The following is a 22,533-nucleotide window of genomic DNA, read 5'->3' as shown; positions in this document are numbered from 1 at the left end:
GGTCATGCGTCCGGCGGGTCTCCGGCACCGCCGGGCGCCTTTTCATCCATCCGCTTTCGTTCCCTTCTTCATTCATTCGCCATCTCATGTTGAAACCCTTTTTGCGCATCGCCCTGGCGGTCTGCCTCGCGGGCACGGCCGCCGAGGCTGCGGCCCCGAAGCCCAACATCATCTTCGTGCTTGTGGACGACATGGGCTACGGCGACCTGGGTGTGTTTTACCAGAACTCGCGGAACTTCGCGGTGAACCGCAACCTGCCGGCATTCGTCACGCCCAAGCTCGACCAGCTGGCCAATGAAGGCATGCGCCTCACGCGCCACTACTGCCCGGCTCCGGTCTGCGCGCCATCACGCGCTTCGCTGGTGCTCGGCGTGCACCAGGGTCATGCCAATGTCCGCGACAACCAGTTCGACAAGGAGCTGGAGAACAACCACACGCTGGCGACCGTGCTCAAGCAGGCCGGCTATGCCACCGCGAACATCGGCAAGTGGGGCCTCCAAGGCGGCAGCGGTTTCCCCGGCCACCCGCAGAACCGCGGCTTCGACAAGTTCTTCGGCATCCTTTCCCACGAGGACGGCCACCTGCACTACCCGAAGGAGGAAGGCGCACAGGTTCACGACGGCTTCACCGATGTCACCGCGCAGCTCGACAAGTGCTACTCCACCGACCTGCTGACAGCGCAGGCGAAGAAGTGGATCACCGAGCTCCACACCACTGCGCCCACCGTACCCTTCTTCCTCTACCTCGCCTATACTGCACCGCACGCGCGTCTGGATGTCCCGACGCAGGCTTATCCCGCCGGCGGCGGCCTGAGCGGCGGCATCCAGTGGACCGGCACACCCGGGGCCGCAATCAATACCGCCAGCGGCACGATCAATACCTGGATCCATCCCGACTACGCCAACGCGACCTGGGACAACGACAACAACGCCGCCACCGCCGAGGTCGCTTGGCCGGACTACGCCAAGCGCCACGCCACCATGATCCGCCGCGTCGACGACGCGATGGCGGACCTCCGCACCTTGCTCGCGGATCTCTCGATCGCGGACAATACCCTGATCGTCTTCACCTCGGACAACGGCCCGCACAACGAGGCGGGTACCGGTGGCAGCTACACCTACAATCCGACGTTCTTCCGCTCCTATGCTGGTTTCGATGGAATCAAGCGCGACATGTGGGAAGGCGGCGTGCGCATGCCGACTATCGTGAACTGGCCGGCAGAGATCGCCGCAGGCTCACAGAATGCCTCACCTTCGCAGTTCCAGGACTGGATGCCGACCTTCGCCGAACTCGCCGGCGTGCCGAAGCCCGAGCGCTCCGATGGCGTATCGCTGGTGCCGACCCTTACCGGCATGGGCACCCAACAAACCGGCATCATCTACTCTGAATACAGCTATGGCGGCAGCACGCCGAATTACGCGAACTTCGAGAGCAGCCACATCACCACCCGCGGCCAGATGCAGATGCTGCAGCTCGGCAACTACAAGGGCGTGCGCTACGACACCACTTCCCAGGCCACGGATTTCCGCATCTACAACGTCGCGACGGATCCAAAGGAAACCACCGACCTTACCGGCCAAGCCGGCGTTCCGACCCAGCAGCAATTCAAGGATCGCGTGCTCCAAGTCCGCCGCGCGGGTGGCGGCGTCACCCGCCCCTATGATAGCGAGCTTGTTCCTGGCATCAGCGGCCTCCAAGTGGTGAATGGCCTCGAATACAAGGCCTACGAAATGGCCACGCCTTACGTCCCGGATTGGGAGCGCCAAACCGCCGCGGCTTCTGGAATAACCACAAGCCTTGATCTCGGCCTTCGCACGCGCGCCACCGATATCGGCATGTTCTACAGCGGCTACCTGCAGGTGCCCGCGGATGGCGACTACACCTTCTACCTCAGCACCGACACCGCCGCCTTCGTGCGCTTGCACGATGCCCAGCTCATCGATGCCGACTTCGCTTACACCGCTGGCAGCGAGGTGAACTCTGGCAGCATCAAGCTCAAGGCCGGCCGTCATCCGCTCCGCATCTACTATCGTCATGGTAGTGCCGCCACGAATAGCCTGTCCTTGCAATGGTCCGGTCCCAGCATCGCCAAGCAGGCGATCCCCGCGAGTGCCTTCTACCGCCCCGGCATCCCGGTGCCCGTGCCGCCCACTGCCAATCCGGACACTGTTTCCACCAGCGGCCCCGCCTTGATCAACGTGCTGGCGAATGACTTCGACGACGGCGATCCCGCGCCCCTCTCGATCAGCAACGTGGGCTTCCCGGCTCACGGCACTGCCAGCATCGAAGGCAGCTCCATCCGCTACACTCCGGTCGCCGGTTTCCTTGGCGAGGACCGCTTCGACTACAGCATCACGGATGGCCAGGACACCCGCACCACCACCGTCACGATAACGGTGTTGCCGACCACCGACCTGATCTGGCTGCCGCTGGATGAGACGGAGGGAACCGTGGTGCACGATGCCCTCGACCAAGCCATCGGCACCCTCAATGGCTTCCCGCCAAGCCCTTGGGTCGCGGGCAAGCTCGGCAATGCGCTGACCTTTGACGGCACCGACGACCGCCTGACCCTCGGCGGCAAGAAAGGCGTGACCGGCAATGCCGCACGCACGGTGAGTTTCTGGGTCAATGCCAGCGGCAGCCAGATCGCCGGCACTCGCCCGACCATGGTCTCATGGGGCGCATCCAACGGCGCCGCCGCGGGGACCCGCTTCGACATCAATCTCAACCATACCAACGGCTACAAGCTGCGCGCGGAGTTCAACTCCGCCGGGGTGAACTTCACCACCGCCAGCCGCTCGGACCTGCGCGGCACAGGCTGGGTCCATTGCGCCGTGGTAGTCCCGGCCTCCGGCACGGTCTCGCAGATCCTCGCCTATCTCGATGGAGTCGCGGCGACAACCACCATCGAGCCCGCAGGCTCCGGCACGGTGGCAATCAATACGACTTCCGCGAATGACATCGCCATCGGGCGCATCTCAGACGGCACGACCGCGCGCGCCTTCGGCGGCCTGATCGATGATGTGCGGATCTACCCGCGGGCACTGGATGCCGCGGAGATCGCTGCACTCGCCGCCGCCACGCCGGAACTTGATTCCCGCAACCGCTGGTTCTTCCGCAGCTCCGGCAACCCGTCTCCCGGTCCGGCGGACTGGAACATGGACCTCGATGGCGACGGCATGAACAACACCCTCGAGTATGCCTTGGGCGGCAACCCCACGACCGCCGAGATCTCCATCGCCCCGGCGCTGGCGGGCCGGACCTTCTCCTTCAATCGCCGCCGCGATGGGATTTCCCCGGCATCCTACTTTCCCGAGACCAGCGGCACACTTGCACCCGGCTCCTGGTCCCCGCTGGCTGGTGCCACGGCCAGCAACCATCCCACGCTCGCGGGTTTCGATCTGGTGACCGTGCCTCTGCCGGAAAACAATCCCTGCTACGTGCGGCTCCGCGTGGAGCCATGAGCCCATGAACGCGCGCCAGCTCGAGTACCTGCAACTGGTGACCCGCCATCAGGCGGCCATCCTCGGGTATATCCGCAGCATCGCACCCGGCGCGCCCGTGGACGACATCCTCCAGGAGACCAATGTGATCCTCTGGGAACGCGCTGCCAGCTTCGAGCCCGGTACCCATTTCAAGGCCTTCGCCTTCCGCATAGCCCATTTGAAGACCCTCGAATTTCTCCGCACCTCGAAGCGCCGCGCCTGGCTGGTCTTCGACAGCGACCTGCTCGAAGCAATCTCCCAGCGCCAGAGCGAACAGGAAGCCAGCAATGCAGACGCCCAAGCGGCCCTCAGCAGCTGCCTGGCGGATCTGGACCCGGACGAACGCGAGCTGCTACACCGGCGCTACACGCTGCGCCATTCGGTGCGCGACATCGCCAAGACCGACGGCAAGACCGAGGGCTCCTTGCAGCAGCTCTTCTTCCGCCTGCGCAACCAACTGCGGGCTTGCATCGAGCAGCGCATGATTGTGGAAGGAGGGGACGCATGAACCGCCGCACCATGGAACGGATCGATGGCGCGCTGGACGGCGATCTGGACGCGGCGGAATTCGCGGCCCTGCAGGAGGAGCTGCGCGAGGATCCCGCGGCACTGGATCATTGGTGCCGTCAGGCGGAGATTCACGGGCGACTGGAGTGGGAACTTGCCGCCGGGGAGCCTCCGATTGCCCTGCAAAAGCCTTCTAAAAGCCCCCTGATGGCCCGTTGGGGGGCAGCCGCCGCAATCCTGGCCGGCGGGATGGCCTTGGGTTGGATCCTGGGTCACTCGCACGCGCCTGCGCCCGCAGTGGCCACCAAGCCAGCCGTGAATATCTCCTACGGGACCGAGACCGTCGGGCGCATCACCGCCAGCGAGGGCACCACCTGGACGGGCAAGCCCTATGCCGTGGGTGATTGGATCGGCACCGGACCTGTCGAGCTCTCCGCAGGCACCGTCGGCATCACCTTCGACTGCGGCGCCGCGGTGCAAGTCACTGGCCCTGCGAAGCTTCATCTCACTTCACCAACCCGTGCCCTGCTGGAGTCGGGCAAGGCGACCGTGGATATTCCCGGGCAGGCCTATGGTTTCGTCTTCGAGACCCCGACCACCGAGATCAGCCGGCGGATGAGCCGCTTCGCGCTGGCAGTGGATGTGGATGGCCATACCGAGATCCACGTGCTCGACGGCCAAATCCAGCTTTCCGGCAAGCTGCGCGATCTCGGCACGCCGGAGCTCGGCAAGAACAGCTCCCTGCAGGTCGACAAGGGCGGCAGCGTGGTCAAGGGCACCCGCTATCGGCCGGAGCAACTCACCACTTCCCTGCCCGAAAGCGCGGACCTCTTGCCCGAGTGGTTCATGCACTGGGGCTTCGACACCTTGGACACCAAGACCGGGATTTTCGACGAGACCGGCAAGCAGCGCGAGGGCGAGCCGAAGTTCCCCGCACAGGTCCACCTCTCGCATCCGGATGCGGAGGTATCCTTGGTGCCCGGTCGCTTTGGCAACGCGGTGCGGATGAATGGCCAGCGCGGATTCCTGGCCACCGATTTCCCCGGGATCTCCGGCAGCAGCCCGCGCACGATCGCCTTCTGGGTGAGGATCGATCCCGATACACCCGAGGTGCAGGCCTATTCCTTTCTCTCTTGGGGAACCAAGGAAGGCGGCGCCAAGTGGCAGCTCAGTTGGAATCGCGGCAACGACAACTCCGGCGTGGTCGGAGCGATTCGCACCGAGGTGGAACTCGGCTTCCACGTGGGCTCCACCAACTTGAAAACCGGACGCTGGCACCATGTCGTCTCCGTCTTCAGCGGCGGTGACAATCCGGACGTGGCGAGCCAAGTGCGGCACTATGTGGATGGGCGCTTGGAAGGCACCACTGCGGTGCTGTCGCGCCAGGTGGACACCAAGACCAGCGGTGAAAAGGCAGTACCGCTGACGATCGGGCGGCGCTTGGACACGGACGACTACTTCCGCACCTTCCGCGGCGAGATGGACGAGGTCTACCTCTTCCCCTCCGCGCTGACGCCGGAGCAGATCGAGCGACTCTATCGCGACAATCAAGCGCCGGAACTGCGGAGGTAATGCCGAATGCTCCTCACAGCTTCTGCTCGTGGAGGCGGAAGCGGTTGTCGAAGATGCCGCCGCTGTATTTCCGGCAGCAGGCGTAGCAGGCGACGGTGCGCTGGATCTTCTTCACCCGGCGGATGGTGGTGCTGCACTGCGGGCAGACGTAGGCGAAGTTGCGCTTCATGCGCTTGCGCTTGAAGGGCAGGTTGTGGAAAGGCTGCTCGTTCGGGATGCCCAGTTCGGCGCAAGCGGCGCGCCATTCGGGGCCGTGGACTTCGATGCGGCGGCGCCCGGCGCGCTCGTAGGCGATGAGATGGGCGAGCTCGTGGCGCAGGGTCCGCCACAATTCCTCGGGCGGCTGCTCCTTGAGCTTCGGGTTCAGCTCGATCAAGCGGTCCGGCCACCAGGCACGACCGGCGGTAGTCTGCATGCGGGCGTTCCAACCGACACAGACGCGGCGCGCGAGCTCCGGCAAGCCGAAGGTGGCTGCAGTTTCGCGGCACCACTCCGTCAGGCCACCATCAATCTTCGCACCCTTGCGGAGAGCTGCGGACGGCGGGACAGCCCGGGCTTTCCGACCCCAGGCTAACTCCAACTGACGAAACGACCACGCCATCCGGAGGCGTCCTAGCAAGACCGCAGCCAACTGGCAATCCGGCAGAGAAAATTGCGCGCGGAAAATTTCCACCCGGTGGTTAGAGGCGTGAGCGAAGGCAGGGGCCAGAGCAAGATTCCGGGCTTAGAGTTTCACGTCGTCAGGGACCGTGAAGGTCTTGATGCGAGAGCTGTCACCCTTCTCCAGGGAGACTTGGGAACGAGAAATCTTGAGGTGCGCGGCGAGACAGTCCCGCAGGGCGGCATTCGCTTTTCCTTCAACCGGCGGGGCGGCGACTTTCACGCGCAGAACCCGCCCGGCACGCGGGTCCTCTTCCCAGCCGAGGACTTCATTGGCCCTCGCATTCGGGACGGCAATTACGCGGATGCGCATGCCGCAGGGAAGCGCTCCGGAGAGAGCTTGGGAAGTCCTGGATCCAACAAGAGAGCTCGCAACGCAGTTGCGCGACTCACTCGAGTCGCTGCCAACCGAGGAGGTTGGGACCATTGAAAACGGGACCGAAAAACCAGGGAATGTCGCCGTCCGGAAGGCCTTCCGGAGCATATTCCTGCATGCCGATTTTCCACTTCGGCAAATTGGGTGCCTTCACCCAATCGCCCACCGCGCAAGCGCTTGGATCCGCTTGCTCCGAACCGTTTTCAGTGAGTGCGACCATCGCATTATGGTGCGCTTGCCGGCGTTAGAAAAGCAAGATCGCCGCCGATCCTTCGCTTTCCCGGACACCTAAGGACGGCAAAGCTAACATTCGGGAGGCTTGGTGGGAGAAGAGGGAGTAATCCCTCAAAAGGCCTGCGCTCCATGAGTGCATCGGATTCTGAGGGAATTTGCCAAGCACTTCTACGCCGCGTTGATGCGATGCCCGCGCTCACTCCTACAGCGGCTGCGCCGCAAAAGGGCGCACGCCGCGTGATCTCCGGAGAAGCCAAGTGGCTTAGGGCTTGGCGAGGTCCTGGATGCTGGAGACTTCGATGTCCTTGCTAGAAGGATTCTCGAGGAAGATCTGGAGGACTCGCTTTTGACCGGGTGATGGCCAAGAGCCGGAACTGATCTGCTCCTGCTTGCCGTCCTTCTCACGGAAGGCCTTCATCGAGGACATGCTGCCCTCCCCGACGGGCGGCTTCTTGATGACGGTGGACTCGCCGGCCTTGCACTCGAACTTCTCGGTCTCAAGCTCGACGGTGATCGGCACCGTGCTGAGGTTCACGAGATAAAAGGATCCCGGCGGGAATGCCTTGGCGGTGGCATCCAGCACGGTGACCTTACTCTGGATCTTGTCCGCCGCTTCGGGAGCCAAGAGGAGGATCAGCGAAGGAGCTTTGGCCGGCAGCTCGCATTTGCCGACGACATCTTCCTCGGTCTTCACGCTGGCGGGCTCGGGCTTGGTGGTGATTACCACCGGGCCACCCTTCGTCACCAGCAGATCGAACTCGTGGTTGAGGAAGGTCTTCACCTTGATCTTGCCGGCAGTGGCGGAGCCGGCAGCATCGTGGATGTGGAGTTCCTCCGGCAGCATACTGCCCGGTTGTGCGACGACGCAGCGGACACGGCAGTCACCCTTGGGCTGCGCCTCCTTTTTCTGAGCCGAGGCAAGCGGGCAAAGGATGGGAAGGAAAGCCGCCAACACGGCGGCGGAGAAAATGGATTTCATGGATTGCTTGGGTTGGAAAGGGAGCCGCCCTCCGCGGGAGTCACATTTGGATTCAGCATTCAATGTCCACCTACTCGACGAATCCTACAACCTTCAAGTCAGGCTTTCCGGCGAGAGCATACACTACCTGGATGCCTCGCAGATTCGGCGCAATCTGCCACATGCCGGTGTAGAACGGGAACCAAGACTGTTTGTTCCGGCGATAGCACATCACACTGCCAAGGCCGCCAGCATTCGCAGGCGGGACCGGAATCATGGTCAGGGCCCGCCCGGGTGGGAGCTCGGTCTTTTGGCCAGTAGTCACCCACCTGACCGGTTCCGGACTGAGGTTCACCTCCTTGAACGAGCCTACTGGAAAGGTCTGGGGGCCCTCATCAAGGGCGAAGGTTTGACTCCCGATCACGGTGGGGCCGCGCGGGATGACCAGCAGGATTAGCTTTTGGGAGCCGGCAGGAACGTCGAAGCCACCAACAACCTGCTGTGGATTCTTCACGCTCGCGGGATCAGGGTCGCTGGTGACGACCAGTGCCCCATCCGCGGCGACGAAGCTCTCAGCCCGGAGATCCAGACCAAGAGAACGGAGCATGATGCGGCCCAACTTCCTCTTACCGGCGGGATCATGAACGTAGTACTCGCGCGGGAGCTTTGCCGCCAAGGCTGCCGCTTGGGCATCGTCGCCACCTAGGGCGCAACGGATCTCGATTGCCCTCTCCGCAGCGGAGACGCTGGCTAGAAGAAGGACAGCCAAGAACAAGGCAGTGGAGAAGATGGGTTTCATACCTTATTTGGATTAAGCGGTGCTGCCGCCTGAGAGCCACGATTCAGGGTATACTCTCCTCCTCTTCCGGGATGCCTACAACATTGAAGTCGATTGGGGCATGGCGGAAGCTGGCGGAATCCTGTCCGCCTGCAAGAGACCCCGAAAACCTACCCAGCCCGAATGGCGCAGCCATTCCGCTACGGAGGGGCACAAAAAAAGCCGCGCCCGGTGAGGGACGCGGCTTTTGAAGGTGGGTTGCAGCTCAGTTGTCGCGGACAGCGATGTCGTTGATACCGACGAGCTCAATGCTCTTGGTCTGCGGGTTCTCGAAGATGATCTGGATGACCCGCTTCTGGCCGGGATGCGGCCAGAGGGTCTGGCCGAAGCGCTGCCACTGGTTGTCCTTGAAGGCCATGGCGGTCATGCTGGAGGCATTCTGGTCATTGACGGGCGGCTTCTCGATCAGCTTGCTCTCGCCCGGCTTGAAGGGGTATTCCTCCTTCTCGAGGGTGATCTTCACCGGCGAGGGGCTGAGGTTGATCACCTTGATCGAACCGCGCGGGAAGACCCGCACGGCATCGTCGATCACCAAGGTCCGGTAGATGGGATCTCCGGCTTTGCCGGTGCCAGGCAGGAAGACAAAGATGCCCTTCTTGAAGTGATCGGGCAGCTTGATCTTGGCCAGGACGCTGGCGGGATCCTTGATACTGGCTGAATCACCACTCTTGGTGACGACCAGATTGTCCGCCGTGCTCGGCACCACGCTCAACTCGTGGTTGAGGTAGTTCTTGATGCCGAAAGCCGTTCCCGGAGTGCCCGGCTTGGCCGTGGGATCGTGGATGAAGACTCCGGTGGCCGGAGCGTCCACGAGGAAGGACAGACCTCTGATCTTATAGCCCTGTTCTTCCTTGGCCGGAGTGCCATCTGGAGCGGGAGCAGGCTCTTGGGCGAACGCAGACGGCGAGACGCAAGCGAGCAGGGCGAGAAAGACGAAACGAACGAATTTCATGGGTTCAGGCGGAAACCATCACACTTCTTCCGGAGAAAGCCAGCGGAAGGAGGTGATATTGAAGCGACGACCGAACTTCTCGTTCACGTCTTTCAGGAGGCCCGGCTTCACGTCCGGAGTATCCGTGGTGTCGAGGTATTCCGGCACACGTTGCACGATCGCTTCGCACCAAGCCTTGGCGGTGACCTTGCCATCCGGGTCGCGGGCTTCGCCGTATGCGCGGATGCGGAAGGTGTCGCCACGGACGGTGATCACGGGGGCGAGGGCCATCAACAGGTCGCCTTGGGTCAGCAGCGGCGGAGAGCCTTCCGCGGAGTAGCCGGTCTTGGAGTCATAGCCGCTGCGGGCCTGCGGGGTGGAGATCCCTGTCAGCAGGGTCGGACTGGAGACCGAGCCAAGCTTCTTGGAGTAGCGTCCATTCGCAGCATCGTTGACGCCCGACTGGTTGATCGCACGCTGCAAGAGGCCTTCCAAGGCATGCAAGCTGCCAGCGCTGCCGGGGCGGCGGTTGACGAACTCACTGAGGGTCAAGGAAGGAGCGCTATCCTGCTGGCCGCGGGCGCGGATTTCAGTGACGATCGCGAGAGCGAGGCTCTCGATCTCCTTGTCGGAGAGGGCGCGGAAACCGGCCCAAGTGACGGCGTTGCCCTTCACGTCGATGCTGGTCGGCGGGTTGGCACCGTCGCTGTTGTCACCGGCGATCGGCAGGCCCATGCGGGAGAAGCCGGTCTTGTCCTTGGTCGGGGCCATGTCGGAGTTGTTCCAGCCGAGCAGTTGCTGCTCGCGCAGCGAGGTCAGCATGGCCTTCCAGGCATCCACCGAGTCGGAGTTGACGTTGAAGGGGCCCTTGATGCCCATGACACTGGCCATGCGCTTGGCAAGGACGTCGTCGCCCAGACCATCGAGGTCCTTGGCTTGGTCTTCGTAGGAACCCTTGCCACCCGGCAGCGGAATGAAGCGGGCGTTGAAGAGCTTGGTCTTCCCTTGGAGGAATTCCGTCAGAAGGCTCTTGCGATCGGTCGAAGGCATCATCGAGTTGCCCGAGAAGCTGGCAGCGGTGGAGAAGAAGGTGCTGTCCCACAGCGCATCATTGAGCAGGTAGGAGTGGTCGAGCATCATGCCGCTGGTGCCAGTGACACCGCCCGAGAGCGAGCGGCTGACAGCGGTGGAAGGCAGCAGCGGATGAGCGCGCGAATTGCCGAAGGGATGAGTGACGCGCGGCAGAGCGGCGGTGCTCACCAGGTTGGCAGGGATCAGCTCACCCAGGCTGGCGGCGGGCAGGACCGGCACGCGGAACATCGGGACGTTGGAGACACCCTTGTTGGCGGTCAGGCTGGCGCCGTAGTAGCCCTTCTTGGTGGTGGCATCGAATTCGATACCGCCGGGCGACTGGTTGAAGCCGGTCACCTCGGTGAGGCGGACGTCATAAGTGTCGAGGGCATTGCCGACGCGGGAGGAGTTCTGCTCGATCCCTTCCACCACCGGCTGGTTGTGCAGCCAGGGAGCAGATGCATCGTATTGGTCCGAGGTGGTCTTGGCCCCCATCGTCAGCAGCGCGAAGGGTGCCTTGCCGCCGGCGGTCTTGTCGGAAGGATCCTGCAAGAGGTCACCGACCTGATAGGTACGGGTGATCTTTGGGTTGGTCGGATTGGTGCTGATCTCGGCTTCCGGATTGCTGAAGCGGAACTTGTAGGAGCGCAGGTAATCGCGGGTCACGTCCGCGACCGAACCGGCGAGCAGGTCGACTTCGAAGTCAGGCACGTTGGCAGCAGTCACGCCACGGCCGGGCTTGGCCACCACGGTGAAGGTGTCCTGCTTCTTGATCGCCAGCCAGCCGCCATTCCAGTTGTTGGAGATCTCGAAATTGTAGCGGGTCGGATCCGGGCGGGTCGAGTAGCTCAAGTGGTCGGTCTGCAGGCCGGCGCGCGGGTCCCAACCGGGGACGGTCTCGATGCCATACTGGTTCTTGGTGCGGCCGTCCACGTTGCCGAAGTCGTTGCCTTGGTTCCAGTCGAAGAAGCTGCGGACGGTGTAGCCGCCGGCGGTTTCCATGCCCCAGGTCCAGTCCTTCTCGACGTAGGGTGAGAAGACGCGGACTTCACCCGGCATGAGGGTGATCGACCCACCGTAAGGCTGCGACTTGGTCGCATCCGTCAGCAGCATGGTGAACCAGCGGCGGGCGTCCTTGTTGTGTTCGTTGGCGATCTGGAAGCGGGCGAGGTTGTGGTACTCGCCGCTGGCGAATTCCTGGCGCAGCCAGTCGGAGTTCTTCTTGAAGCCGAAGAGCACCGGCGGATCCCAAACGCGGACGCGGAGCTTGGGCAGCGTGAGGGCGACGTCGTAGGGATTGTAGAGCGTCACTACGGCGTCATAGGCCAAGTGGGGCGCGGCGTAGTTCTGGTTGCCCTTGGGATCGCCCTTGTCGTTGAAGAACTGGATGCGGTCGCTGAGGTGATTGTAGTGGGTCACCACGGAGAACATCAGCTGCAGCTTGGAGATCACCGGCAGGAGGCGCTCCTTGGCAGGAGCGGCCATGGTGCCGATGGTGGCAGGCTTCAGATCGGCAGTGGTGAGGCTCAGCTTGGGAGCACCGGTCGCAGCACCGGCACCGAGCTTGCGGTGGAGCTGGTAGTGGTCGCGGATGTAGTCCCAGCGCGGGGCACCATCAGCGGCGGTGTTGTAGACCGTGGCTTGGCCGTTCACATTCGGCGAAGCGGAGGTCGATTCGAAAAGGGTGGTGAGGTCGGTCTTGAGGCCGCCTTCCGCGACGTCCGAAAGCAGGCCCACGGAATAGGGAGTCACATCAGCCTGATAGCTGAGGACCTTCTTGCCTTCCTTTTGGTCCGGGGCGGCGACGACGGCGCTGTCCAAGGAGACGATCTTGTTCGGATCACCCAGAGTGGAGGGAGCCAGGACCGGCAGGATTTCTTCCGGTCGGGCGCGCACCGGTGCGACCCGGCGGGCGATGAGGTCGGCCTTGGTCGGCTGCTTGGCATTGGGCTCAAGCTCAGGCTCGCGGAGTTGGATCGGGGCCTTCTGGCTCTCGTCCATGACCGCCCAGGCAAAACCACCACGCTGGCTCTTGGAGAGCTCCATGTCGATGCGATCGCCGCGGAGGCCGGCACCCGGATTATCCTTGCTATCGGGCTTGTTCACCGTCTCCGGATTGATCAGCCAGACTGGGTTCTTGAAACCCGACTTGGCACCGGCAACCGTGCGCGAGGAATTCTTGTCAGCGATGGAGGCCAACCAGCGGCGGAACTTCTGGGACTTGTCCGAGTAATTCGGGCCGGTGGAGCCGGGCTTCCAGTGCCAGCTATGCCAGGCACCGAGCAAATTTGGCTCGGAAGAGGCAGGATCGATCGAGCTGGCGCGGGCGGAAATCGCTTGGTCCGGCCCCATGGTGACCTGCAGCTCGCCGATGGCGAGGTTCAGGGCCATGCGGGCATTTGCCTCCGCCTCGGCACGGGCCTGGCCGGCCCCAGCGGAGCGCAGCGAGACTGTGGACAGGCTCAGCAGTCCCACGGCCAAAATCGTGAGCAGAACCATCAAAGAGAGAGAGATCACCAAGGCGAAGCCGCGCTGATGGGCAGCAACGCGACGGCGATTGGGTTTGTTGGGTTTCATCGCGAGAAGTGTGTACCTACTTTGAGAATACATCAAACAAGTTTTCCGTCATTGAGCGAACCTGTTCGATGCTACAAACGCACTAGGGAAGGGTTTCAGCGCGCGTTGCCGGAATCCGAAGCAAAACCTATCATGGGTTTTCACGAATGCTTGTATCGAAGGGGTTAACATTTGTATCGAATCGCCACGAGCATCCAGGTGCTATCGGTTCCTGTCCCAAGCTCATTGAAGAGGCTCTCCCCATCAATGGCGTGATCTACGTAAACAAGGTGTGACGAGGAGGGAAATTGCTCCCTCTTGGCTTGAAATCCCTTGTGGAAGGCCAGCTTGCGCAGGTTCCTCGCAGGGCTACTGATCGCGGTTTCAGGCTATTCTCAGCGCCCCATCACCGGACTTGTCCGACAGCATTGGCGATCCCTTGGCGGCCTTGCATGATTCCACCATGTACATTCCTGCACACCTGAGCGGCACCACCCCGAATCACGCCCGAATGCTCATTTTCGCGGGTAGAAAACCCGCCCTAGGAGCCGATTCTTAGGAAAAGGAAACCTTCTCAGCGGACCAAGATTTTTGAAATTTCGGCAAGGTTCCCCTCCCCTCTCCGACTCAAGGGGGGATTTTCGGCCAAGTTGGGAAACAAAGAGGGATTCTCCTCAAGCGGTCAGGTTCACCTTACCCGCGAGGTCGGGTTTCACCTGACCTACCGAACATCCTGGGGGACAAATCTCCCGGACAAGCGATCTCTCCTCCCCACAAAAAACAGCCGGGAGCAGTGATGCTCCCGGCTGCCTCAAGCGACGCCTAACCCATCAAGGCGTGGTAAGCTGGATCTTGTAGAAGGACTTGCCGACCGGAGCCGTCGAATCCGTGTAGGTGGCGGTGGCCCCGGTGGCCGTGATGGTGCCACCAAGCTGAGTCCACGAGCCGCTGCCCAAGTTCGACGAACGCCAGACCGTGAAGGTCAGCCCGTTCTGCGCCGGCCAAGTCAGAGTCACCCCGGTCCCGGGAACAACGCTGCTCTGGGTAACGCGGAAGCGTTGCTTGCCGTCCGTCGGACTGAGGCCGAGCAGATATTCGGTGCGGTTGTCCGTGTGGTCCTTGTCGGCATCACCGGTCCCGGTCTGGGCGCCGGTGCTGCCGAAGTTGGCGACCTCCCAGCTATCCGGCAGGTTGTCGTTGTCGGAGTCACCGCCGTTCACTACCTCGTTGGAGAGGAAGTACTGGTGCCAGGAGTTCCCCGCCGAATTGACCGAGAAGATGATCGTCTCGTCGGTATCATTGGCGGTGAAGTCGAACTTCACGTAGCCCGCTTGCGGCGAGGCCGATTCGTCCGGGTTCATGGTCATCACCACGTTGTTCCCGTCACCATTGAAGGTAAGGGTGGTGCTGCGGTTTCCTGCCAGACCCCAAGTCCGGTAGTAGAGGCGGGTGCTGTAGCGCGTGCCCGGAGTCAGGCTACCAAGGGTGATGGTCTGGGTGGAGCCGACGACGCTGCCATTGATGTGGCTGAAGTCGGTGTACATCGTGCCCATCACACCGTCGGAGCCGATGTTCTGCGGGTTGTTGACGTTCTGTGGCCAGTCATCGGCCACGGACTTGGTCATGGTGAAGGCACCATTGCGTCCGCCGGTATTGTCCGCGGTATCCCAGCGATCGTTGTTGGTGCCGTCATTGCCGGTGGGCGGCACGTTCGCCTGGTGGAAGCTCACGCCATTGACAATCGAGCTCGCGACCGTGGCACCGAAGTCGATGGCATGGGTGTAGGTCTTGGTGCTGGAGATGTCGGAAGCGGCATCCGTTCCGGTACTCGGCAGCAGCACGATCGAGGGTGGCAAGCTGGCAGCGGAGGCCGGGTTGGTCCCGCTGGTGAACTCCTGGATGTTGGTGAAGGTATCACCATCGGAATCCACCCCCGCATCGTCGCCGTTGATGCCGTTGTTATCGGCATCGAGGTCACCGAAGTAGGCCATTTCCCATGCGTCCTTCAGCCCATCGCCATCCGAGTCCGGCCACGAGGTATTGAGGTTCGGGTTGGTGCCCGCGGTTTCCTCCTGCTCGTTGGTCGCCAGGTCACCGTCCGGATCACCGGTTCCGGTTTGATCGAGGTTGGCGAAGTTCGCGAACTCCCAGGTGTCAAGCAAGCCGTCGCCATCCCGGTCGGTGGGAGTCGAGGCCGCCCCGTTGGGTGGATTCGGAATGCTGTGGGCCGCCTGCTCTTCCAGGTTGGTGAAGCCATCACCGTCCGGATCGCCGCTTCCGACTTGGGCCAAGTTGCCGAAGTTGGCGATTTCCCACGAGTCAACCAAACCGTCGTTATCGGTATCAGTCACCGTGGTGGTGCCGGAGCCGAGGTCGTGGAGCGTTTCGCGCTCGGTTTCGGTGAGGGCGCCGTTCCAGATGCGGACGTCGTTGTAGCGAGCATTGGCGACATTATCCCCGGCGTAGAACGAGCGGCCGAGCGAGTCGATCGTGTCGTTCAGGTTCACCATATTGTTCGAGGTGACGTAGAAGCCGCGCGGGGCTCCCAGATCCGACGAAGCGGTGGGGGCATAGTAGAAGGTCACCTTGGTGAGGCCGGAGCCGGCACCCGGTTCAACGACGCAGACGACGTGATACTCGGTATTCAGCGCATAGGCCGGAGCCGTGGTATCCGAACGCTCGGTGAGGTAGTCCTTCCACTCCTGACGCTGGGCGGCGGCATTGGTGCCTTGGCTCCAGGACATGTAGAAGTTCTCCAGATCCGAGCTGCCGAAGTCCCAGATGCGGGACCAGTTCTGCACCGACACCTCCGAGGCGAAGATCTCGATGGTGACCGGGGTGGCCCGGCCATTCAGCAGGTTGGTGCCGAGCTGGACGTAGTCAGAGGTGGCGTTGACGCCGCCGGTGAGAAGCACGTCCGTGCCGGAGAGGGTGACCGCGGAACTGGCCGTCGCGCCGTTTGGATCGACGATGGTCGCCGGGCTATTGGTCACGCCGGTAACACCACTGACCGAGTCGTTGAGGTTGCCATTGAAGTCCCAGCGGTGGATGAGTTGCGCCTTCGTCGGCGTCCATGCAGCGTCAGTCGGATTGGTGAGGGCTTGGAACTCCTGGAGGTCGGTGAAGCCATCTCCGTCCGAGTCGGCGGTTCCGTCCTTGGCGCTGATGCTGCCGAAGTATTTGACCTCCCAAGCGTCATTCATCTGGTCGGTATCCGAGTCCGGCCAGTCGAAGGTATTGTTGGGGTTGGCGCCCTTCGCATTGGTATCGGCGTAGAACTCCGCGGCATTGGTGGCCAAGTCACCATCGTAGTCGCCGGTCCCGGTGACGGTGGTGATGTTGGTGAAGTTCGAGATCTCCCAGCTATCGAGCAACAGGTCGTTGTCGGTGTTAAACGCATCCGAGGTGGCGCTGTTAGGATTCGTGCCAGCCTGGAATTCCTCCAGGTTGGTCATGAAGTCGCCGTCCAGATTGAAGGGCGTGATCGTCGGCGGGAAGGTGATGGTGCCGGTAGCGTCGTTGGGATTGTTCGGGTTCAGCCCGTTGGAAGTTTCCCAGAGGTTCGGCATCAGGTCACCATCGCTATCCGTGAAGGAGATGGTCACCTTCACCTCGCCACCCACGGCGCTGAAGACGTAGTTGTAGCCCAGCACGGCATTCGCCACCGAGAGGCCGGCGGTGCCGCCGTTCAGGGTGCCGGAGTACTTGAAGAGGGTGAAGGTCCCGGTGCCGGTGAAGGCAGTGGTGGTGCCATCATCGTAGAGATTGATGCCCACCGTGCCCAAGGTCAGGCCGGAAGCATCTGAAACCTGGATGAAGTCGTTGATCCCCGCGACGGTGGAGAAGTCGAAGTCCACGGTACTGCCGTTCGGCAGGTTCAAGGTGGGGATGGTCAGGCTCGAAGGCGAACCGGCCGAATCGTAGACCTCAAGTCCCGCGCCCGGGGAAATCGCCATGCCGTGATTGAAGACACCGCCGACCCCGAGCTTGCCTTGGGCAACCGCCACCGGTCCGGTGAAGGTGCCAGCCGCGCCGAGGCGGGTGACCCCGTTACCGGTGAAGGTCATGCCACCGCTGGTATTTGCGACCACGGAGGAGGTACCGGTGATGGCACCGGTATTACCGACGCCGCCACCCGCGAGAGTGAAGATGGCCGGGCTGGTGTAGTTGATTCCCGGGCTGGTCATCTGCACCCCCGTGAGAGCGCCCGTGGCGGGATCGATGGTGGCCACCGCGGTGGCACCCGTGCCGCCGCCGCCGCTGACGATGACCATCGGCGTGTCGATGTAGCCACCGCCGCTAACGCCCAGAGTGGCTGCGCTGATGCCGTTGCCTGGAGGAGCCTGCAGGGGCTCGTTGATGGTGATCTTCTTGCCGTTGTTATCGATCGTGCCGCCGCCGGAATAGACATAGGCGTCGGTATTAGCCAGGTCCGCGAAGAAGGTCGTGTTATCCGCCTGGGCCTTCAAGGTGCCGCCGTTGAAGTTCAAGCGGTAGACCCCGGTCGCAGTCGATGCCCCCTTGGTCACGCCGAAGACGTTAAGCGAGCCGCCGAGGAGGTTGAGATTGCCCGCCAGCGAGGTGGCATTGCCAGCGAATTGAGCAGTGCCGCTGTTCACGGTGCCATTGGTCGCGAAGCTCACCGCGGCACTACCGCTGATGTTCAGGGTGCCAGTGCCGTTTTCACCGATGAAGGCACCGGTGTTGCCACCGGCGGCCACGTTGAAGGTGCCAGCGCTAAGATTCGCCACGCCGATCGAGCCATTGCCGCCCGCGCCAATGGTCATGCGGTTGGTATTGACCTGAATCGAGCCACCGGTCTGGTTCAACACCGCGCGGTCGTTGTTCAAGCCGACCACCAGCCAACTGCCGGAGGTCAGAGAACCCGCCGCCTGAGTGTAGGCGGAGAAAGATCCGGTCTGGCCGCGGCCGATATGAAACTCGCTGAGGGTTGTGATCGTCCCGGAGTTCATCTTGAGGAAGCCCTGGGCGTTCGCGACGGTGGCAATACCCACGCTCGGAGAAGTCGTGCGGTTGCAGGTCAGGGTGCCGCCATCGATCAAGATCCGGCCGTTCTGGTTGCCGACCGTGCCAGCCGAAGCCTGGCCGGTGGTGGTGACGCCCACGGTGGTGGTGCCGGTGACCTTCACGAGGCCGTTCTCCACCGCGAAGTTATCACCCAAGGTATTCGTGCCACTGAGCGTCATCATGCCCACGCCGCGCTTCACAAGGCCGAGGCGGGCGGTGGTGCTGAGATCCTTGATGCTGCCGGAGAAGACGTTGTCGGTGGCATTGTTGACGAAGAGCCACTTCGAATTCGGGCCGCCGTTCTCGATCGTTCCTCCGCCGGTCAAACCACCGGTCGTGACGTCGCCGGACATCTGGATCTTGCCAGCCTGGATATCCAGGATGCCGGTCAAGTTCGAGGTATTGGCTGTATTGCTCATCCACACCGTGCCCGTGCCGGTCTTGGTCACGCCCACCCCGGCGGATGAGGTGAAGGGATTGGCGAGCACCAGCGCATTGGGCGAGTTGTTCGTCCAAGGCTGGCTGGCCGAGAGATTCACCGTGACGTTCTGCCCTGCCGTAACCGAGCCGATGGTTGGTGCTCCGGCCGCGGCATCCACAATCAGGCCGCCGGCACCGACATTGAGAATCCGGTTGGTCCCGCCAGCCTGGATCAGGGTGGTGCCGGTGTTATTGAAGACCAGCCCGGCCGCGGACTGGGCGGCGTTCATGTTGACGGTGGTGGCACCATCAACTGGATCGATATTGAAAATCGCGGTATCCGCGGCTCCGGGGACGGCTGCGGGACTCGGGGTGGTGGCACCGGGCACGGTGGACCAGTTGGCGACAGCGTCCCAACCGGCCGTGGGTCCATTCCAATAAATGGACGCGGCGGACGCTGAGGCGGACGAAACTAGGAGGCAGCCGAGCGCAGTTTCCAAAAGGCTGCGGCGAGTATTCGGTAGTATGGGTTTCACGTGGGCGGGTCTTAGGTTTTGACGGAGTTCCGCCTGATCACCCGGACAGCCAGCCCGCTGGAAGTACCCGGCGACAGCGATGCCACCAAGTCCACCAGCGGATTTGCCTTGGGTTTTGCGGCAACTCCGTTGTGGAACCGTGAGTTCCGGCGTGATTCCCCAAGTCAAATTCGGGGTCGGAGGAGGGCACGCCAGTTCTACGGACTAGCTCGCACTGTATGACATCTTCTCCGATGCGCTTGTATTTACAAGTTCAGTCCGTGTATGATTCCGCCATTTTTCCTCAGATGAGTGTCATTCCGGGGAAAATGCTGAGCCCTACCCTGCGTTCACTGGACGCCAAATTCGAACACCAAGGACGCCGGAAAGTTTCTAGGAACATTCCTTGTAAGGCTCACCCCTTACCGATGCTTAATTTCCCGACACTTTTGACGCAAACATACCAGCCAGTGGATTTTACTCCCTGCTCTTGCGTCCTCGGGATCGCCTTCTAGCCTTCGCCGGTGGACGATGAGCAGCGGGAGCCGACGCGTCGTGAATGGACCGGCTATTGGAGCTTGATCGTCCAGCAGACGCTTAGTGCCTTCAACGACAAGGGGGCGCAGTTTCTGTTGATCGTGCTGGGCGGGAAACTCATGGGGGAGGCTTCCTCCATGGAGACGCTGGCGGCGGTGATCCTGGCGCTGCCCTTCTTCTTGTTCGCGCCGCTGGCCGGCTGGCTGAGTGACCGCTTCTCCAAACGGAACGTGCTGGTGGTTTGCGCGATCACGCAGTTGATCCTCCTCGTCGGCTTGGCTGGAGCCATCTCGATGCGGAATTTCAGTCTGGCGATGGCGGGATTCTTCGCGCTTGCGACCCTCACTGCCGTTTTCAATCCCGCCAAGACCGGGATCGTGAAGGAGTTGGTGGGCTCGCGTCATCTCGGCTTCGCCAGCGGCATCCAACAAATGACCGGGATGCTGGCCTTTCTCTCGGGACAAATCATCGCCGGGCTGGCCTTTGACCTGCGGCTGAAGCAAAGCGGGGATGGCTGGCAAGCGGCGCTCGGCCCGATCCTGCTCATCACGGTGCTGGCCGTGCCACCGCTGCTGGCCAGCCTGGTCATTCCGCGCACACCCAAGGGCGAGGCGGCACCGCTCCGACCCATGCTGGCGCTCCAGCATTTCCAGCAGCTCAAAGACCTGTGGCGGGTTCCCGCATTGCGGCATAGCTCGATCGGCATCGCCTTCTTCGTCGGCTTCGCCACCTTCATGCACGTCTGGTCGCTAGGTGTGGCCAAGGAACTGACGGGCGGCGCGACCGGCTTCGGCACGATCGCATCGAAGTACATGATGGCGAATTCGCTGGGGATGGCGGGCGGCTTCGGCGTGGCCTCCCTGCTGATGCGGCGGCGGATCGAACTCGGCTGGGTGCCGCTGGCCGGAATCGTGATGACCGCCGGCACGCTCCTGCTGGCAGCACCGGATCCCCAGAGCACCATGTTCCTGGGCTTGCTGGTGATGACGGCGTTCTCAGCGGCACTGTTCCTGGCCCCGCTCAATGCTTTTTTCCAAGATCGCTGCCCGGCGGAGCACCGCGGCGAATTGCTCGCGGCCGCCTATCTCCTCGAGTGCATCGGAGCCATGCTCGCTGCGGGCGGGCTGATGGCCATCAGCTCGATGCGCCTTCACCTGCACCACCCGTGGTGGCTGGGCATGCACGCGCCGCTGATCCTGATGGCGCTGATTTGCGCCGCGGTGACGGTCCACAGCGCACGACTGGTGCCGGCCGAGCTGGTGCGGGTGGTGGGGCTGGCGATCCTGCGCTTCTTCTACAAGATCCGGAGCACCGGCGAGCTGAACATCCCCGCGAAGGGTGGCGTGCTGCTGCTGCCGAACCACGTGACCTGGGCGGATGCCTTCTTCCTCACCGCGGCCTGCCCGCGACCGGTGCGATTTGTGATGGAGCAGGGCTTCATGGGCCAGACCGCGATCCGGGTCTTCTGCCAGCTCTTCGACACGGTGCCGATCTCGTCCAGCAAGCCGCGTGAGGCGCTCAAGGCCTCGGCTGAGGCGCTCAAGCGCGGCGATGTGGTCTGCCTCTTCCCGGAAGGCCAGCTCACCCGCACCGGCAGCCTGCGCGAGCTGAAGCGCGGCTTCGAGCTGATCGCCCGCCAGGCGGGCTGCCCTTCGATCCCGGTGTGGTCGGACGGTGCCTGGGGCTCAATCTTCTCCTTCGAGGGCAACCGCTTTTTCACCAAGGTCCCGCAGCGCTTGCGCTATGGGATTTCAGTTGGCTTCGGCCCGCCGATCCCGCCTGAGGCAGCGGATACCGAAGTCATCCGCCACGGCATGCTTAATGCCTCGGCGCTGGCGCTCACCGCGCGGGTCGCAGCGGTGCCCGAGGCGCAGCGGACGGAGCGGGCGAATGCGCTCCAGATCGCGCATGTGAATGCGCTGCAGCGGCGCGGGGATTTCGGCGTGCTGGAGGGTGATCCCCTACCCGACTCGCTGCCCGGATTGATCGAGTATGAGGAGCTCTTCGGCGCGATGCGGCGGCAGAGCTTTGAAGCGGATCCTTCCCGGGATGTGCTCTGGCTCGGGGGCGAAAGCTTGCGTCGGCACATTGAGCAGGCGAAAACGTCCAAGGGCGGAGTCTTCTTTGACTTTAGCGAACGGGCCCATGTGCCGCTTGAGCGCGGCGATTGGCTGCACTGCCCCTGTCTGGCGATCGGTGGCGTGGTGGTGGCGATGTCGATGCCCGATCCGGAACCTCCGACCCCCGGCGGTAAGCCGCAGGCGGGCCACAAGCCGGGCGCACTGGGCATCGTGCTGCCGGGCTTCACGGTGGAGGAGCGCGACGGGCGCTGGCGGGTGAGCGGGCCAGCCGCACCGGAAGGGATTGAATTGCCTGCCGGCTATCGGGTGGATGAGGAGAGTTTTGTGGTGCCAATCGCTTGAGGAAGCGGCTTGCTCGCAATTTGCAAGGTGGTGGCGACTTTCCTTATTGCAGCAAGCGCCGCGGTCGGCAAAGTCAGGGAACACATATTGCTGCATTTCCCATCCCGATGATCGCCACCTCCAGATTCCTTCTCCTCGCTGCTGCCTGTGCCCTGCTGCCGATGTGCTCAAACTACGGCCGGGCCACCTTGCAAACCCAGCCGGATGAAGGCGCGGTGCAAGCCCCGCCAGCCGCGCGCTCGGGCAGCTCGCCAGACGGAGGCGCCGGCACCACCGCCCTGCCGCCAGAGCCGCCGCGGCGCTAAGGGATAGGCGGGGAAGAAATAGGTCCTAGGTGGCCTACATGTCGTATCTCTGGTTTTCCGTGACGGCGGAGGCTTTGCGCTTGCCCTGCGCTTACATGAATCCGCAGTGCCCGCGAG

12 protein-coding genes are annotated in these 22,533 nt (G+C 62.8%); 5 read left to right on the top strand and 7 right to left on the bottom strand.

Annotated elements, in window-relative coordinates; genetic code table 11:
* The first annotated feature begins 86 nt into the window (after positions 1-86).
* Genes BV071_RS34425 through BV071_RS22190 form a run of 3 tightly spaced genes read left to right on the top strand, consistent with a single transcriptional unit; the run spans position 87 to position 5,564 of the window.
* Positions 87-3,464 carry a sulfatase-like hydrolase/transferase gene (locus BV071_RS34425; RefSeq protein ID WP_075090982.1) on the top strand — a complete coding sequence of 1,126 codons (3,378 nt, stop codon included), beginning with the start codon at positions 87-89 and terminating at the stop codon, positions 3,462-3,464.
* 4 nt (positions 3,465-3,468) lie between these two features.
* On the top strand, positions 3,469-3,993 hold the full coding sequence (locus BV071_RS22195; RefSeq protein ID WP_035611980.1) for a sigma-70 family RNA polymerase sigma factor: 525 nt from the start codon (positions 3,469-3,471) through the stop codon (positions 3,991-3,993).
* Positions 3,990-5,564, top strand: coding sequence for a LamG domain-containing protein (locus BV071_RS22190; protein ID WP_035611979.1), 1,575 nt, complete (start codon positions 3,990-3,992; stop codon positions 5,562-5,564). Before BV071_RS22195 ends, BV071_RS22190 begins: the two co-directional genes overlap by 4 nt.
* A gap of 13 nt (positions 5,565-5,577) precedes the next feature.
* On the opposite strand, the gene BV071_RS22185 is transcribed toward BV071_RS22190, so the two are convergent.
* The 7 genes from BV071_RS22185 to BV071_RS22150 form a co-directional block, all read right to left on the bottom strand.
* Positions 5,578-6,165 (bottom strand): SprT-like domain-containing protein, encoded by a 588-nt coding sequence (locus BV071_RS22185; RefSeq protein WP_035611977.1) that lies wholly within the window; start codon positions 6,163-6,165, stop codon positions 5,578-5,580.
* 123 nt (positions 6,166-6,288) lie between these two features.
* On the bottom strand, positions 6,289-6,537 hold the full coding sequence (locus tag BV071_RS22180; protein WP_035611976.1) for a DUF167 domain-containing protein: 249 nt from the start codon (positions 6,535-6,537) through the stop codon (positions 6,289-6,291).
* Between the two features lie 559 nt (positions 6,538-7,096).
* On the bottom strand, positions 7,097-7,813 hold the full coding sequence (locus BV071_RS22170) for a hypothetical protein (protein WP_035611974.1): 717 nt from the start codon (positions 7,811-7,813) through the stop codon (positions 7,097-7,099).
* A 70-nt stretch (positions 7,814-7,883) separates the two neighbouring features.
* A complete protein-coding gene (locus BV071_RS22165) occupies positions 7,884-8,591 on the bottom strand; it encodes a hypothetical protein (RefSeq protein WP_035611973.1) in 708 nt (235 codons plus the stop codon).
* Positions 8,592-8,835: 244 nt separating this feature from the next.
* Positions 8,836-9,582, bottom strand: a complete 747-nt coding sequence (locus tag BV071_RS22160; RefSeq protein ID WP_035611971.1) for a hypothetical protein — start codon at positions 9,580-9,582, stop codon at positions 8,836-8,838.
* An 18-nt stretch (positions 9,583-9,600) separates the two neighbouring features.
* Positions 9,601-13,209: a hypothetical protein gene (locus tag BV071_RS22155; protein ID WP_035611969.1), complete on the bottom strand. Its 3,609-nt coding sequence runs from the start codon at positions 13,207-13,209 to the stop codon at positions 9,601-9,603.
* An 809-nt stretch (positions 13,210-14,018) separates the two neighbouring features.
* Complete coding sequence (locus tag BV071_RS22150; RefSeq protein ID WP_265594742.1) at positions 14,019-19,172, bottom strand: hypothetical protein; 5,154 nt, start codon at positions 19,170-19,172, stop codon at positions 14,019-14,021.
* A 503-nt stretch (positions 19,173-19,675) separates the two neighbouring features.
* On the opposite strand from BV071_RS22150, the gene BV071_RS22145 reads away from it, so the two are divergent.
* Positions 19,676-22,111: an MFS transporter gene (locus BV071_RS22145; RefSeq protein ID WP_035611965.1), complete on the top strand. Its 2,436-nt coding sequence runs from the start codon at positions 19,676-19,678 to the stop codon at positions 22,109-22,111.
* Between the two features lie 107 nt (positions 22,112-22,218).
* Positions 22,219-22,416 (top strand): hypothetical protein, encoded by a 198-nt coding sequence (locus BV071_RS22140; protein ID WP_035611962.1) that lies wholly within the window; start codon positions 22,219-22,221, stop codon positions 22,414-22,416.
* Positions 22,417-22,533: the final 117 nt, after the last annotated feature.

The organism is Haloferula sp. BvORR071 (assembly GCF_000739615.1).
Classification (GTDB): Bacteria; Verrucomicrobiota; Verrucomicrobiia; order Verrucomicrobiales; family Akkermansiaceae; genus Haloferula.
The sequence above is the reverse complement of the archived record's forward strand: the minus strand, read 5'-3'. Positions and strand labels throughout refer to the sequence as shown.

Excerpts from the sequence above, each read along its gene's own strand:
- BV071_RS22165 (WP_035611973.1), bottom strand. The coding sequence starts at position 8,591 with ATGAAACCCATCTTCTCCACTGCCTTGTTCTTGGCTGTCCTTCTTCTA.
- BV071_RS22185 (WP_035611977.1), bottom strand. The coding sequence starts at position 6,165 with ATGGCGTGGTCGTTTCGTCAGTTGGAGTTAGCCTGGGGTCGGAAAGCC.
- BV071_RS34425 (WP_075090982.1), top strand. The coding sequence starts at position 87 with ATGTTGAAACCCTTTTTGCGCATCGCCCTGGCGGTCTGCCTCGCGGGC.
- BV071_RS22140 (WP_035611962.1), top strand. The coding sequence starts at position 22,219 with ATGATCGCCACCTCCAGATTCCTTCTCCTCGCTGCTGCCTGTGCCCTG.
- BV071_RS22155 (WP_035611969.1), bottom strand. The coding sequence starts at position 13,209 with ATGAAACCCAACAAACCCAATCGCCGTCGCGTTGCTGCCCATCAGCGC.
- BV071_RS22180 (WP_035611976.1), bottom strand. The coding sequence starts at position 6,537 with ATGCGCATCCGCGTAATTGCCGTCCCGAATGCGAGGGCCAATGAAGTC.
- BV071_RS22190 (WP_035611979.1), top strand. The coding sequence starts at position 3,990 with ATGAACCGCCGCACCATGGAACGGATCGATGGCGCGCTGGACGGCGAT.
- BV071_RS22160 (WP_035611971.1), bottom strand. The coding sequence starts at position 9,582 with ATGAAATTCGTTCGTTTCGTCTTTCTCGCCCTGCTCGCTTGCGTCTCG.
- BV071_RS22195 (WP_035611980.1), top strand. The coding sequence starts at position 3,469 with ATGAACGCGCGCCAGCTCGAGTACCTGCAACTGGTGACCCGCCATCAG.
- BV071_RS22170 (WP_035611974.1), bottom strand. The coding sequence starts at position 7,813 with ATGAAATCCATTTTCTCCGCCGCCGTGTTGGCGGCTTTCCTTCCCATC.